Genomic DNA, 14,742 nt, shown 5'->3' with positions numbered 1-14,742 from the left:
ACTCTAAGTTTTCCATTGGCAGATAAAACATACCGCAATTTAGGAGCTAAAGCTATGACTGAACCCAACGATATCCAAATTGAAATTATCCCCCAAGGTAGTGCAATTACTCCCCAAACAAACGCATTAGTAGATAGCGAAATGGCTGGAGAGACTGAGGCTGTGAAAAACGAAACTAAAGCTTTAATTGATGCAATCAAAAAACGCGCTCAACTAGAAGCGCAATCGGCGGGAACACTTACCCGTGAAGCTTATCTTAATGCCGTAAAGCGGGCGAGGACAACCATTGAAGAAAACAAACTCATAGAGCGCGATCGCATTGAGCATTCTTTTGAAATAGTACACCGAGAAGCAGAGAAAAACTTTAACTCTGTAATTAAAGAAGTATCAGACATAGGCGATCGCTTAACCGATGCAGCCAAAGCCGCTTGGGAAGTCTTAACCGCACCTCGCCCTCATTCTTAAACCAAGGTAGAGTGTAGGGAATATCTCTACACTCTCTTTTTGCGGCAATTACCCATCACCAATACTGATTACCAATTACCTTTTTGCAGCAAGATGGCAACGAATGCTAGATAATGGGGGAATTTGCATTTTATATGCAACCCGTTTTCAGCAAATATATACCAACTTATGCGAACTCACTATTGCGGCGAAGTTAATAAAATAGATATCGGAAAAACCGTCAACCTATACGGATGGGTAGATCGTCGCCGCGATCATGGAGGCGTGATATTTTTGGACTTGCGCGATCGCACAGGAATCGTGCAAATCGTCAGCGATCCGGTACGTACTCCTACTTCCTACGACGGGGCTAACGCCCTCCGCAACGAGTATGTAGTGCAAATTACCGGAATTGTCACCCAGCGCCCCGAAGAATCCTTAAACCCGCGTCTAGCTACCGGAGAAATCGAAATCTATGCCGAAAGCATAGAAATACTTAACGCCGTTCGCAAACAATTACCGTTTCAAGTTGCGACTTTTGAAACCGAGTCAGTAAAGGAAGATTTGCGGCTGAAGTATCGTTATTTAGATTTGAGACGCGATCGCATGGCGGGAAACTTAAAATTGCGTCATCAAGTTGTTAAAGCTATTCGCCGCTATCTTGAAGACGAACAAAATTTTATTGAAGTTGAAACCCCAATTTTAACTCGCTCAACCCCCGAAGGCGCGAGAGATTATTTAGTCCCCAGTCGCGTTAATCCTGGAGAATGGTTTGCTTTACCTCAATCACCCCAACTATTTAAGCAATTATTGATGGTGTCGGGGATGGATCGTTACTATCAAATTGCTCGTTGTTTCCGTGATGAAGACTTACGCGCCGATAGACAGCCAGAATTTACGCAATTAGATATGGAAATGAGCTTTATGGCTCAAGAAGATATCATTAGCTTGAATGAAGACTTAGTTTGTCATATCTTCAAAACTGTTAAAGGTGTCGATCTCCCTCGTCCTTTTCCCCGCTTAACTTACACCGAAGCAATGGAACGTTACGGGAGCGATAAGCCTGATACGCGCTACGGTTTAGAACTTGTGAATGTTTCCGATTTATTTAGCGAATCGGGATTTAAAGTATTTTCTGGCGCGGTTTCTAGTGGCGGTGTGGTGAAAGTGCTGCCAATTCCAGGCGGAAATGCGGCAATTTCTAACGTTCGGATTAAACCCGGTGGAGATTTATTTAAAGAGGCTAGTGTTGCAGGGGCGAAGGGTTTAGCCTATATTCGGGTGCGGGATGATGGCGATATTGATACCATTGGGGCAATTAAAGACAATTTAAGCCCAGAACAAAAACAAGAATTACTCAGCCGTACTGGGGCAAAAGCTGGGGATTTAATGCTATTTGCGGCGGATAAAGCCGAGGTAGTAAATAAAACTCTCGACAGGTTAAGGGGTGCGATCGCTCTTGAGCTAAATTTAATCGATTCTGACAAAGTAAACTTGCTATGGGTGACAGACTTTCCCATGTTTGAATGGAATGCAGGGGAAAAGCGTTTAGAAGCCCTGCATCACCCCTTTACTGCGCCCCATCCCGACGATTTGCACGATCTGAAAACTGCCAGGGCGCAAGCTTACGATTTAATCTTCAACGGCTTTGAAATTGGCGGCGGTAGTCTGCGGATTTATAAAAAAGAAATCCAAGAGCAAGTATTTACAGCCATTGGTTTGTCAGCAAAAGAAGCAAATAGTAAATTTGGCTTTTTGCTAGAAGCCTTTGAGTACGGTACGCCGCCTCATGGAGGGATTGCTTACGGCTTAGATCGGTTAGTAATGCTTTTAGCTGGCGAGGAATCCATTAGAGACGTTATTGCTTTCCCCAAGACTCAGCAAGCTAGTTGTTTGTTGACGGCTGCGCCTTCGAGTGTAGACGACAAGCAATTAAAAGAATTGTACGTTGCTTCGACTTACGATCCTAAAGCTTAATAATTTTGAGTTGATTTTTATTTTCTAATTCAAAATTATTGATTTCCCCCTCCCCATGAATCGAACTTTTACTCCTTTGCAACAGTCTTTATTTACTTGGCTGCTAATCCTCGCAACAGGATGGGCAACACTTAGCGCCTTGAAATACGTGGGCGAGTTGCTGAGTATTTTAATTACGGCTGCACTAATTGCTTTTTTGCTCAACTACGCTGTAGCAGCTTTAAGTCGCTTTTTACCTCGTGGTTTTGCGGCTTTACTTGTCTACTTACTTGCGGGGATAACCTTTGTAGTTTTTGCCTTAACGGTTGTACCACCCGTATTTAACCAAGGGAGGCAACTTGTAACTAACTTACCTTCTTTGCTAGAAGGAGGACAAGAACAACTTACTGCTTTTCAAGATTGGAGCGTAGAACATAATTTACCCTTTGATGTGCGGATACTAGCATCGCAGCTATTAGATCGAGTCCAAACCCAAGCAGAGGCGATCGCATCTACGGGTTTTGGCTTGGTTATTGGTACTTTTAACTGGGTTTTAGACTTAATTTTAATCCTAGTAATCGCTTTCTATATGCTGATTGATGGCGAAAAGTTGTGGCTAACTATCACAGGGGTATTTTCTCCCAAAATTCGCAACGGCTTAACGGAAGCCTTGCGGCGCAACTTGCAAAGGTTTGTTTCTGGTCAATTGCTCTTAGGCTTATTTATGGCAACTACTCTAGCCTTGGCGTTTTGGCTATTAAGAGTGCCATTTTTCCTATTGTTTGCGGTAATTATTGGCTTACTCGAAGTTATCCCTTATATTGGTGCAACTTTAGGGATTGCGATTGTCACAGTAGTTGTAGCTTTTATTGATTGGTGGCTGGCTTTGCAAGTATTGGGAACTGCGATCGCTATTCAACAGGTAAAAGATAATATAGTTGCTCCCCGAATTATGGGCAACCTTACGGGTTTATCACCAGTAATTATTTTTATCTCTATCCTATTAGGCGCTCAAATTGGCGGCATTTTGGGCGTAATATTAGCAATTCCCCTTACTGGCGTAGTTAAAAGTTTGGCGGAAATTGTTGTCGACCCGCGATTACCTCCGCAGACAGGATCGTTTTTTCACAATCCTTTTGCCAAAGATACTATTGAGATAACTACAGAAAATTCTGATGGTGATGGACGTTCTTGTTCTGACCAATCGCAGTTTAACTTACAAGATTAAATTTATGAGCAAGTACAAAGAGATTTTGCGGGTTATTCTGGCTATTTCAATTATTGTCGTTGGCATTCTTCACTTTGCCATTCCCGAACCTTTCGTAAAAATTGTTCCGCCCCAACTTCCTTCTCCTTTGGAATTAGTCTATATCAGTGGAGTTTTTGAAATATTGGGCGGAATTGGGCTATTAGTTCCAAATGTTAGCCGTGCCGCCGCCTGGGGCTTAATTGCACTTTTTATCGCCGTTTTTCCGGCAAACATCAATATGGCAGTTAATCGCATCCATCTTGACAATGTTCCCGATTCACCCGTATTTCAATACATCCGTTTACCGCTCCAAGCGGTGCTAATTGCTTGGGCTTATTGGTACACAAAACCATCGTCCGACCGTCGCAATCAAGCATCATTAATCAACTTAGATGAAAAATAATTGCGATCGGTCAAATAAAGTCCTCAGAGATCCCCCCTTCAAAAAGGGGGGAAAATATTTGTTTCTTAGTTTCCCTTTTGAAGGTATTAAAACCTGACACTGCTGTCGTTGCTGAAACTAGGGATAAATATTTATTATTCCCCCTTAAAAAGGGGGATTTCGATGCTGAATACTGCCCAAAAAGTCTTTACTTAATTATTTTTGATTAAGGGGACAAGTGACGGTATTTTTTCCTGACCAATCGGTAAAGGTAGTTTCATCTTTGTAGTGGCGGGGAGTTTCCATTAGTAAATTCCACGCATCTCCAGCATCTAACAAATTCATTCTGCCGGGATAGTGAGTTTTTATTAACTCTTGTACTAAAGGATAGTAATCAGAGTTTATCCCAGGAAAAATATGATGCTCGGTATGATAAGAAAAGTTTAAATGCAACTTATCAAATATTTTAGGAACTCGCAAAGAAATACTGTTTATTAGTGGATCGTTAATCGTTGTCATCCGGCAAAGCATATGATTTGTATAGATGTAAAACATTAATCCCGCGTAGCCAATCCCAATAGGTAGAAAGTAGCCAAGTACAAGTTTTAAAGGCGAAAATTGCAGAAAGGCAATAATACAAAAGTGTAGCGATAACATTACTAAAAGTTCGCCAAATATTTCTACACGCTTTTTAGGATTGCGAGAAAAAGCGGCGGGAACATAATCAGCATTTCCTTGATTAAATATCAATACCGAAGTCAAATTGCGAAAAGTATGAACTCCCCAAGCAGTAGCCATTCCTACGGTTAGAAATAGCGGATTTACAGCAAAAGAAGGTACAAACAGGTTCTGAATCCACTTACCCCAAGTTTTAGGTTGCTGGGATAAGTAATTGCGATCGGGATCGGCTAAGGAGTTTGTTTTGCTATGATGTTCTTGGTTATGTACTGCTTTCCACATTGTCGGCGGCATCCATAACATTGTTAATCCTAGTAAACTTAAAATGTGGATTAAGCGAGTATTTTTAATTACACTGCCGTGCATGATGTTATGAGACGTAAATAGTAAAACAATTACACTATTTCCCATAACTACAGCTATTGGTAAATAAAGCCACAACAGATACAAGGGAAATTTATCTAGCTGCGATGCGATCGCCCAACCGCAAATTAATACGGCTATATTCAATAGTAAAACAAAGATTTTACTCGGATCTCTTTCAAAAGCCTGAGCGGGAAGAAAAGGACGCAAAGTTTTTGCATACTCAGCTTGAGTAATCATCCGATTGTTAATTTGCATGAATTTTGTGAGTAGTAGATGTAAACCTGATTAAAAAAATATCAAGTTGATTTTTGACTTGATCTAGTATTTTGTCATAAGTAGACAATTATTAAACATCTAAAGACGACTTTTAAAACTTTTCACTATTAACAATAATACAGGGAAAAATTTTAATATTTTTCTGCCTATTTAGGGATGACAGTTTTATATTTTTTTAGTAATTTAGAATTTATTATTAATAACTCAAAAATCAAATATTTATTGGAAGTAAAGTTAAGTAAATTACTTAGATTTTCTGCTACGAGCGGGCGATCGCTAAAAAAATAAAGAACCTACTCGTAACCAACATAAGAGAATAAAATATTTAAGTAAAAATAGCAAGTAGATTTTGCGGCGATCGCATTTATCAACTAACTTTATTCAGGCTTTCTGCAAAAATGATTGTAGCCCAAACATCTCGCTTAATTCTGCGGCAGATAACACTAGACGATCTGGACGACTTGGCAGCAATTTATACAGACCCGGTGGTGATGAAATTTTTTGGTAGCACTTATACTTATGAAAGTACAAAACAGTGGCTAGAAGAAAGAGTTTTTAAGTTTTACGAGCAAAGAGGATGGGGATTGTGGGCGACAATTTATAAAATGAATAATAAGTTAATTGGGCGGTGCGGATTAACACCTCAGCTAGTTGATGGCACTGAAGAAATTGAAATTGGCTATTTGCTAGCAAAAGAATACTGGGGTATGGGTTTAGCCACCGAAGCCGCCTGTTTTAGCCGCGATTATGGCTTGGAAAAATTAGGGGCAAACCGCTTAATATCCCTGATCGATCCAGATAATATAGCATCGCAAAAAGTAGCTTTAAAAGTTGGTTTGACTTACGAAAAAAATACTTTTATGTGGAATAAAACCGTCCGAGTTTATGCAATATCTGCAAAAGAAGCGATCGCGCCTTAGATAAATGCGATCGCGCATTCTAGAATTACTGTACGGGTTTTGCTACATCCTGCACTTTAAACCCCGATCCAGAAACTATTTTACCTGTGGCGTAACCGTTACTAACTTCGATTAATTCTACTCTGCCGATGGGAGAAGTAATCGAGCGCAACACTTTACCTGTTTGGGGATCTTTAACTTGTTTGACTACCCGCTCAATAGAAAGATTCATCCCGCTTCTAAAGCCCGACTCTGAACCTTTATTGATGGTAATCAAGTTACCTGTAATGTCGGCAACTATAGCGCTGACGGTAGGTACAACTGACGGTAAGGTGGCTAATTTGTTATTGGCGGTAACAAGTTCGCCAGACATTTTGGCGATCGCCGACTCCGCCGCCGCACTCAACAAACTATCTACATTATTGGTACTTGTGTCGCCACTAATACCACGAAATCGAATACCGCCACCGCTTTTATCGGCTTTACCCTCTCCTTCCGCAACGGCTAAAATTTCGCCCGTAGTCGTACTCACCAAACGGGAATTGACTTGCACGATCGCTTTATTTTTCTCTTTCCCACCTCCTAGACCGCCTAAAAAGCCGCCAAGATTAAGACCGGATCTCGATTGTTCTACGTTAAATTGCGTAATTGTGCCAATTATGACAGCGTCGGCTCCTAATATTTTGCCAATTTGCGCCGCCGTAGAGGCATCTACCCGCCCTGAAGCGCCAAAATTTTGTTCTTTTAGTATTTCTTCAACTTTGCTGCGCTCTAAAACGATGTAAGTGCCATCTTTAACTAGAGCATTAGTTAGTAAGTCACTTACACCCTTCGCTGGCCCTATTCCTAGCCAATCGTAATAAAAGCCCGTCCCGCTAGTGCTGGCAAAATCAAAATCTAATACCGCAATACGTTTGCGTTCTATAGGCTTTTGTGCTTGAGCAATGATAACTTCTGCCGTAGATTGCGCAGACAAGATAGCAGGTGCGGGGAAAAATAAACCTGTCGTTGTTAAGATACCTAACCCCAAACCGATAAAACAAGTTTTGATGTTCACTTTTTTGGTAATAGCGATTAACGTTGGCATATAAATACAAAAGTTTTGATGGACTTACCGGATTTTTGCAAAAATGCGATCGCTTTTAGCGCTAAAAGCGATCGCATTTTATTGTTTTAATTTACAGCTAAACTATAAAACCCTGTGTAAATTTTATAACACTCATCCCTTCCAGCCCGCTAATAGGTTTGGTCTTTTTACTTGGTCGGGGAAAATGTGTTTAAAGGCATTTTGGCGATCGCTCGATTTTTCGCTGCTTAAATTCCACAGGGTTTCGTAGAAAAAGAATGATACCCCGGCAAAGTTGCGCTCTCGACTAGCGGTAACTTGAGTTTGGATTTGGGTTGCTGGTACGGAGCGATCTTTTAACCCCGATAGAATCCCTACGCTGACAGGGATATGTTTTTTAGCCGCTTGCACTTCTGGATAAGCTAATTCTTTGATAAATACATTTAGGTCGTTGCGATATACTTGCAAAACTAATTCTTCAATTAACCCTCGGCGTTCCCACTTCTGCCAATCAGCTAAAAACAAGTCGTAAGACACGCGCTGGGGGTTGGGAGCCATAGAAAGGATGACTTTAGGCTTGCGGGCTTTGACAGCTCTAAATACCCGTTGCAAATAGGTGGTAATTTTGTCTGCTCTCCAGCGCAACCATTGGGGATCTTGAGGATTGGCTGGAGGATTTTTGCCAAAATGCTCTTTTTTGTACAAGTTCACGGTGTAAGGATCGTAGCCTAACTCCGAAGGCAAACCAAAGTGATCGTCAAATTGAATCCCATCCACATCGTATTTACTAACAATTTCGACAATCAAGCTTTGAATAAAGTTTTGCACTTCTGGATGAAAAGGATTGAGCCAGACGCGATCGTGTTTACCTTCCGCCCAAACGCGGCTACCATCGCGGCGACTTGTCAGCCAATTGGGATGACGCTTGGCTAAACTTGAATCGGCAGGAGCCATAAAGCCAAATTCAAACCAGGGGATAACATCTAGCCCTTGCTGGTGTCCTTGGGTGACGATTTCTTTGAGCATATCTCGCCCTTTTAATCCAGGTTCTGGATCGAGACTTCGCCCGATTACTTTTTGCGCTACGGGGCTAGGATACAAGGTATATCCCCAATTCCAAACGGTGGGATAGACGGTGTTAAAATTTAGGGTTTTTAAGTTCTGCAACGCCGCAGTTAAGACTTCGCGTTTGAATAGCACATCACTATCAATATTTGTCATCCACACGCCCCGCAACTCAGTTTTAGCAGTTTTTAGCGGCTGCGCAGAGCCGCTTTGCAACATCATCACTAAACAGAAGCCCAAAGCAATTACTAAAATAAATTCAGACTTTAATCGGTGTAACTTCAACATCATTGGGGCAAATTTAAGTTTTATGGTTTGACGATTTTAAAAGTCTATAGTTGCCGATGCGAAAACCGCCTAATATTAAGAAACAAATTAACATTGTGGCGTTGTCTGTCTGTTAAAGCGGCAATTAAATATGAATTATGTTTTAAAGCGAGCGATCGCTCTATTATTTTTGACAGCGATAATAATTTTAGCCGCCAATTTTTTCCCGGTAGAGACAGCAAAAGCAGAAGTTCAAAAGCCTGCGGTAGTCGAGAGTTTGAGCGATCGCGTTGCCAGTGCTGTAATTACAGATTTATCTAAGCAAACCGGAATTTCTCCAGAAAAACTAAAAATTACTCGTTACAGTCGCCAAACTTGGTCAAATGGCTGCTTGGGAATTGCTAAACCTGATGAAATCTGCACTCAAGCTTTGGTAGAAGGTTGGCGTGTGGTGGTGTCGGGAAATAATCGTACGTGGGTATACAGAAGTAATCGCAATGGGCGGATTGTCCGCTTAGAACCTGCTAAAAAATAAACTTGTTTTAGTGAGCATCACCAATTAAGATAAACGGCGACCAATACAAAGGATGCTTGGTAATTAGGATGAGTTTCGCACTCCGCAAAGCTTCGCCTTTAGTTTTACCTTGTTTGAGATTTTTGTAAAACTCAACCATGAGTTGTTTTGTTTCTTCATCTTTAGCTAACCAGAGACTGGCGATCGCACTTCTAGCACCCGCCCGTTCAAATAAATAAGCAATTCCGGCAAATTCTTCACCATTAGAAGAGGTTTGCAAGGCGGTTTGACACGCACTTAATACAACCAAATCAGTATTTTTGAGTCCAAGTAATGCTGCATCGGCAATATTGAGAGTGCGATCGCTAAATAATAAAGTATTTGCTGACATTTTTAAGTCAGCGCAGCCTTGGGGTTGGAAACAGCCATGAGTTGCTAAGTGCAGAATAGAAAAACGGGGAGCTTGGTTGCGGAAATTACTTAAAGTAGCTTGTTTTTTTAAATAGGTTTGACTTGGCAATAGAGGTGTAATACTTTTTATTTCAGCTTCCGCGCCAGCAAGATTACGTCCATCGTTAGGGGAAGGATTGCCCAAAGCCAGCAGATTTAACTTTTTATTTAGCGGTTGTTGCCAAGAGCGACTAGAAAGACGGGTGAGATTATTAATGGGATACTTTTCAATTAAATACTTACCCGTTTTGTTATCTATTAAGGTTTCAAAAGGGATATAACGTAGTTTTCCCGTAGCAATAATACTTAATTGAGTTGCCTTAGCAATTTGAGCTTCTACGGGACGGATCAAAATATCGTAGAGTTTGGTACTTGTCGCGCGAAATCTTTTGGGGAATCTAACGTCAGTTAGTTCTTGACGATACTGCGTAACTAAAGCATCAAAAGCTTTGATATCAAGGGGTTGCTTTGTAACTGTAACTTTATCTTTAGTTACAACAAATAGCGCAATTGTATCGGGGACGTTACTAACTCCTGTAAGCAAGACTGGCTGAATAATTACTGTCCCGGCGGGGATATTTGCCCGTAACTTGGCGATATCAGTGGGTGTGGTTTCAAATAGTTCAGCGACTTCAGGAAAACGACGGGCGATGGTTTCCGCTTGTTGATTAACTTGGGTTTGCAGTTTATCAACTTGACTTGATAGTTCAATGGAAAACTTTGCTTGCAATTGTTGGCGTAATATTTCTAACTGGCGGTTAGATTGATTCCATTGTTCGATAGCTTTTTGTGCTTCAAGGTTCGCAACTTTGGCATCAATTAAGCGAGAATAATCGGCAAGATCGGCGGTAGTAGTAACATTTACCCATTGGTAGGCGCGATCGCCTTGATTTTGGTCTATAAGTAAGCTAATTAAGCCAACTCCCCTACCGTTACTACTTTCTAAAAACTGTTGGCGGTTTGCTTTTTCTAATCCGCTACGAATTTTTAAAGTAATTTCTACAGCTTTTTCTAGATTTTTAATTGCTTCAATAGGTTGATTTGTATCTCGATAAAGTGTACCAATATTGCCAAAAATCGCTGCTTCAGTTCTGGTATCGCCGATTTTCTGCACGATGGGCAAAGCTTGGTTGTAATAAGTTAGCGCCTGCTCTTGCTGTTTGCTTTGGTAATAAACTAAACCAATATTATTTAAAGCGACAGCTTCGCCGCTAACATCTCCAACTTCTTTATAAATCGGCAAAGCTTGGTTGTAAAATTCTAAAGCTTTTTGAGGTTGCTTAAGATTGCGATAGACTTCCCCAATATTATTTAAGGTAGTAGCCGTCACCGGGCGATCGCCTGCCTTTTGAAGAATTGGCAAAGCTTGGTTGTAATAAGTTAAGGCTTTTTCTAGCTGTCCCAAGGCATTGTAAGTAACTCCAATATTATTTAAAGTGGTAGATTCTTGTGCCACATCGCCAACTTTTTTGAATAGTGGCAGTGCTTGGTTGTAAAAGTCTAGGGCTTTTTGGAGTTGTCCGATATTGGTATAGATTCCGCCAATATTATTTAAAACCGTACCTTCGAGCCTTGAATCCCCGGCGGCTTTAACTATTGGCAAAGCTTGGTTGTAGTATTCTAAAGCCTTTTGTGGTTGCCCAATAGTGTTGTAGACTTCACCAATATTGTTAATAGTCGTGGCTTCTTGGGTGCGGTTGCCTATTTCTTTAAATATTGGCAAAGCTTGATTGTAAAATTCTAGGGCTTTTTGGGGGTTTCCGGTTACTAAGTACGTTCCCGCAATATTATTTAGAGTAATGCCAGTTCCCGATCTGTCGCCTACTTCTTTGGCAATGGGTAAAGCTTGGTTGTAATACTCTAAGGCTTTTTGGGGTTGTCCAATTTCCTTGTAAACTTCCCCCAGATTATTTAGAGTTCCGGCAAGTTTTGGGCGATCGCCGATTTTTTGGACAATTGGTAAAGCTAAGTTTAAAGCATCTAATGCTTGCTGAGGTTGCCCCGTTGCTAAGTACACTCCCGCAATATTATTTAAAGTAGTAGCCTCTTGGCTGGCATAACCGATTTGTCTACTAGCTACTAAAGCGCCATTGTAATACTCCAAGGCTTTTTGGGGTTCGCCTGTTTCTTGATAAACTTTACCCAGATTATTGAGAATTGTTGCTTCTTGACCAGGATTATTAACTTCTCTAGTGATTAATAAAGCTTGGTTATAAAATTCTAAAGCTTTTTGAGGCTGCCCAATATTGTTGTAAACTGCACCAATACTATTTAAAGTGCTGCCTTCTTGGGCGCGACTGCGAATTTCTTTAAAAATTGGCAAAGCAACATTCAGAACTTCTAAAGCTTTTTGGGGTTTTCCGGTAGCGCGATAAATTTCCCCAATATTGCTTAAAGCTGTAGCTTCTCCCCCGCGATTTTTTGTTGCTTTAAAAATTGGGAGAGCTTGATTGTAAAATTCTAAAGCTTTTTGCGATTGTCCGATGTTGCCATAATTAAGCCCAATACCAAGGAGTGCTGTAGCTTCCGTTTGTTTGTCTTTACTTTGCCGAGCTAAAGTCAACGCTTGTTCAAAAGTTGCGATCGCTTTATTCGGTTCTCCAAGTTTTGTTTGCTGCAAACCTTGTTCAATGAGCGATGAAGTTTGAGGAGGTGGAGCGGTGGGAGTCGAACCAGCCACCGCAGCTATGACAGTTTTTGTTAACGCAATTGCCGTTAATATCTCCGATTCGGTTTTTGTGTCTTTTAGTCTTCTGGCAAGAACTAAGGCCTTTTGCAGCGTATCGAGCGACGGTTGCAACTGTCCAGCTTCGGTTTGTTCAACCGCTTGCTGAAGGAGTTTTTGTAATTCTTGAGCCGGAGATATTTGTGTTTGTGCTTGGGTAGGAGCTATTAACGGCATAGTTAGGCTAGACAACGCGATCGCCAAAGCTAATACTTTCATCAGTTTTTTCACTGGATTGCTCCTTATTTTGCAATTGCGCGATCGCATTGCTTACTATTAAACAATAAATGGCTCAATCTCGCTATTGCTCCATTTTCCTTGAAAACGCTCGACCACAAAGGGTCTAATCACAAATTTGGGCGGAATGCCATCAAGAACATCGATCCGTAAAAACGAGTAAGGGCGGCGTTTTTGGGAGCCTTGACCTTCACGACCGATATATAAGAGACTTCTAGCGTTTACTTTACCGCCAGGAGTTTCGGTTAATTCGACTCCTTCATTACGTTGACGGCGCAAGCTAAAACCACTACCACCGCAAACAATCCAATTAATATGAGCATCAGCGTGTCCGGTATTGCCTGTACGGAGATATTCTAAACAATGGGCGTGACCGTTTAGAACCAAGTTTACTAAAGGGCGATCGCCCTTTAAAGAGCCAAGCTCCCTTGCAACTTTATTTAAAACTTCACGAAAGCGATCGCGTACAGCAATAGTTTGTGCTTGATGCCACTTAGTTGCTTCAGTAACGTAGGGGGGATGGTGAAAGTAAACTACCCGTCCTCGGACTTCGGGATTCTGCCACGATGCAATTAAATTATTAGCAAACCAGTCTAATTGTTCAGTGTCAACTACAGTAGTTTCATCGGCGGCTAATTGCTTATCAATATCATTACGCAACTCGTCTAGCTGTTCAATTTTGGTACGCAGATCGTCTAATTGTTCAGAATTTGCCGAACTAAGCCGAGTAGACTCCTCAATATAGGATAATTTTTCGCGTTCTAGGCGATCGCGCCGTTGTTCTAACTTATGGCGTTCCTCAATTCCCGCCAAATCTTTAGATAAAGGTAAAGGCGAATTAAAAGTATTAGAGTCGAGGGCAAAAAAGTCTATTCCCCCACTTTGAAAACTGTAATAGCGATTAGGTAAACGAGTAAAGTTGCCCGGTTCGTAATAAAGGCATCGCCCGGAGTTAGTTTTAGCCGTATAGTGGCGATCGAGATGGCGAACTAGCTCTTTTTCATCTTCAAAATCCTTAAGATAGTCCATAAACGCTTGAGCGTAGGCTTTACCCTGGTGAGAACCATGCCAACCAATATCGATATCTAGCTTTGACTGTAGCAAGCGGCGCAAAGGCAAAGCAGTTTGAGCCATTAGCCCGTAAATAAACGGCAAATCGTAGTAGTCATGATTGCCAAGAACGGGAAGAAACGGCTTATTAAAAACCATTTTGTCGTAATCAATTTTTTTAGGATGTTCGCCACCGACGATAAATTCTCGATAGGGCTTGATAAAGTTTTTGTAATAGTATTCGCTAGAACCAACGAGGTAGATAACATCGCCAGTATGGAGGACAAAGCGGCTAGAATCTTTATGATTTAGCATTTGCAAGGCAACTTGCCTTTGGGGGTTGTGACCGCCTTGAGGGCCAGCGCCACTGTCTCCCACCACCAAAAATGAGAAGTTTGGGTTATCAGGAGTGCGATCGCCCAAAACAAGTTTAGTTTGGTCAATACCCCGCTCAGTAATTGCTTTATCTTGCCACCGTACTCGCTGTTTCATCTTGCGAATTTTGACAGAAATGGGTGGATCGGAAACAAATCTCATATTACTTAATTACTTAATTACTTAATTACTTAATTACTTAATTACTTAGTTACTTAATTACTTACTTTCTATATTTTTTTATTGATGTATTTTGGGCGCTCAATCAGTAACTGTGTAGAGCAAACACAACTAGGATGCCCATCGATAAGACCCTTTTGCAGGGGGTTTGGGGGAGGCAAGCCGTCCCCCAATGGGGGGTTTGGGGGGCAGACCCCCCATATCTTGGTTTTTCTTACAGAATACTCAATTGCAAGTTAAAAGCTTGAGCGCGGTTTTTGCATCTCTCTAAAGCCCAAAATCAAGTAAATAAAACATAAATGCTAGTAATAATTAATACTACAGTCGTAACTTGAGCCGCTTGAGCCTGGGGAGAATGAGCGATCGCCTCCCGAACCGATATCGAAACCGATGCCCCAATTCCATAACTCAAACACAGCACCAAATAAGCCCAATGAGGAACAAAGCCCCAAATTACCAGTAAAACCATCGCCAGAAATAGCATCAATAATTCGATAAAAGCGGCGGGGTTATACTGGCTTGACCAAACTAAGGCATTTAGCCAAAAACGATAGATTCTCATG

General features: G+C 41.3%; 12 protein-coding genes. 6 read left to right on the top strand and 6 right to left on the bottom strand.

Annotation, left to right across the window (positions count from 1 at the left end; genetic code table 11):
- The first annotated feature begins 54 nt into the window (after positions 1 to 54).
- From SYN7509_RS0220935 to SYN7509_RS0220920, 4 genes are all read left to right on the top strand, one after another.
- The gene (locus tag SYN7509_RS0220935; protein WP_009633519.1) at positions 55 to 465 is read left to right on the top strand and encodes a hypothetical protein; all 411 of its coding nucleotides are present in this window, start codon (positions 55 to 57) and stop codon (positions 463 to 465) included.
- A 168-nt stretch (positions 466 to 633) separates the two neighbouring features.
- The gene (gene aspS, locus SYN7509_RS0220930; RefSeq protein ID WP_009633520.1) at positions 634 to 2,421 is read left to right on the top strand and encodes an aspartate--tRNA ligase; all 1,788 of its coding nucleotides are present in this window, start codon (positions 634 to 636) and stop codon (positions 2,419 to 2,421) included.
- Positions 2,422 to 2,476: 55 nt separating this feature from the next.
- Positions 2,477 to 3,628, top strand: coding sequence for an AI-2E family transporter (locus tag SYN7509_RS0220925; RefSeq protein ID WP_009633521.1), 1,152 nt, complete (start codon positions 2,477 to 2,479; stop codon positions 3,626 to 3,628).
- Positions 3,629 to 3,632: 4 nt separating this feature from the next.
- On the top strand, positions 3,633 to 4,052 hold the full coding sequence (locus SYN7509_RS0220920) for a DoxX family protein (RefSeq protein WP_028954476.1): 420 nt from the start codon (positions 3,633 to 3,635) through the stop codon (positions 4,050 to 4,052).
- A gap of 195 nt (positions 4,053 to 4,247) precedes the next feature.
- Here the strand turns inward: SYN7509_RS0220920 and SYN7509_RS0220915 are convergent, their stop codons facing one another.
- Positions 4,248 to 5,330 (bottom strand): fatty acid desaturase family protein, encoded by a 1,083-nt coding sequence (locus SYN7509_RS0220915; RefSeq protein WP_009633523.1) that lies wholly within the window; start codon positions 5,328 to 5,330, stop codon positions 4,248 to 4,250.
- A gap of 419 nt (positions 5,331 to 5,749) precedes the next feature.
- Here SYN7509_RS0220915 and SYN7509_RS0220905 point away from each other — a divergent pair, with 419 nt between their 5' ends.
- Positions 5,750 to 6,271: a GNAT family N-acetyltransferase gene (locus SYN7509_RS0220905; RefSeq protein WP_009633524.1), complete on the top strand. Its 522-nt coding sequence runs from the start codon at positions 5,750 to 5,752 to the stop codon at positions 6,269 to 6,271.
- Positions 6,272 to 6,296: 25 nt separating this feature from the next.
- Here the strand turns inward: SYN7509_RS0220905 and SYN7509_RS0220900 are convergent, their stop codons facing one another.
- Together SYN7509_RS0220900 and SYN7509_RS0220895 are read right to left on the bottom strand one after the other, a co-directional pair.
- Complete coding sequence (locus tag SYN7509_RS0220900; protein WP_158506176.1) at positions 6,297 to 7,307, bottom strand: CsgG/HfaB family protein; 1,011 nt, start codon at positions 7,305 to 7,307, stop codon at positions 6,297 to 6,299.
- Positions 7,308 to 7,469: 162 nt separating this feature from the next.
- Complete coding sequence (locus SYN7509_RS0220895) at positions 7,470 to 8,672, bottom strand: glycoside hydrolase family 10-like protein (RefSeq protein WP_009633526.1); 1,203 nt, start codon at positions 8,670 to 8,672, stop codon at positions 7,470 to 7,472.
- Positions 8,673 to 8,799: 127 nt separating this feature from the next.
- On the opposite strand from SYN7509_RS0220895, the gene SYN7509_RS26540 reads away from it, so the two are divergent.
- Positions 8,800 to 9,183 carry a hypothetical protein gene (locus tag SYN7509_RS26540; RefSeq protein WP_009633527.1) on the top strand — a complete coding sequence of 128 codons (384 nt, stop codon included), beginning with the start codon at positions 8,800 to 8,802 and terminating at the stop codon, positions 9,181 to 9,183.
- 7 nt (positions 9,184 to 9,190) lie between these two features.
- On the opposite strand, the gene SYN7509_RS0220885 is transcribed toward SYN7509_RS26540, so the two are convergent.
- The 3 genes from SYN7509_RS0220885 to SYN7509_RS0220870 form a co-directional block, all read right to left on the bottom strand.
- Positions 9,191 to 12,568 (bottom strand): CHAT domain-containing protein, encoded by a 3,378-nt coding sequence (locus SYN7509_RS0220885; protein ID WP_009633528.1) that lies wholly within the window; start codon positions 12,566 to 12,568, stop codon positions 9,191 to 9,193.
- A 45-nt stretch (positions 12,569 to 12,613) separates the two neighbouring features.
- On the bottom strand, positions 12,614 to 14,161 hold the full coding sequence (locus SYN7509_RS0220880) for a metallophosphoesterase family protein (protein ID WP_009633529.1): 1,548 nt from the start codon (positions 14,159 to 14,161) through the stop codon (positions 12,614 to 12,616).
- A 298-nt stretch (positions 14,162 to 14,459) separates the two neighbouring features.
- The gene (locus SYN7509_RS0220870; protein ID WP_009633530.1) at positions 14,460 to 14,741 is read right to left on the bottom strand and encodes a hypothetical protein; all 282 of its coding nucleotides are present in this window, start codon (positions 14,739 to 14,741) and stop codon (positions 14,460 to 14,462) included.
- Position 14,742: the final 1 nt, after the last annotated feature.

Origin of the sequence: Synechocystis sp. PCC 7509 (genome assembly GCF_000332075.2) — a bacterium.
In the GTDB taxonomy this organism is placed as follows: domain Bacteria; phylum Cyanobacteriota; class Cyanobacteriia; order Cyanobacteriales; family Chroococcidiopsidaceae; genus Aliterella.
This window is presented reverse-complemented; position numbering and strand designations above follow the sequence as displayed.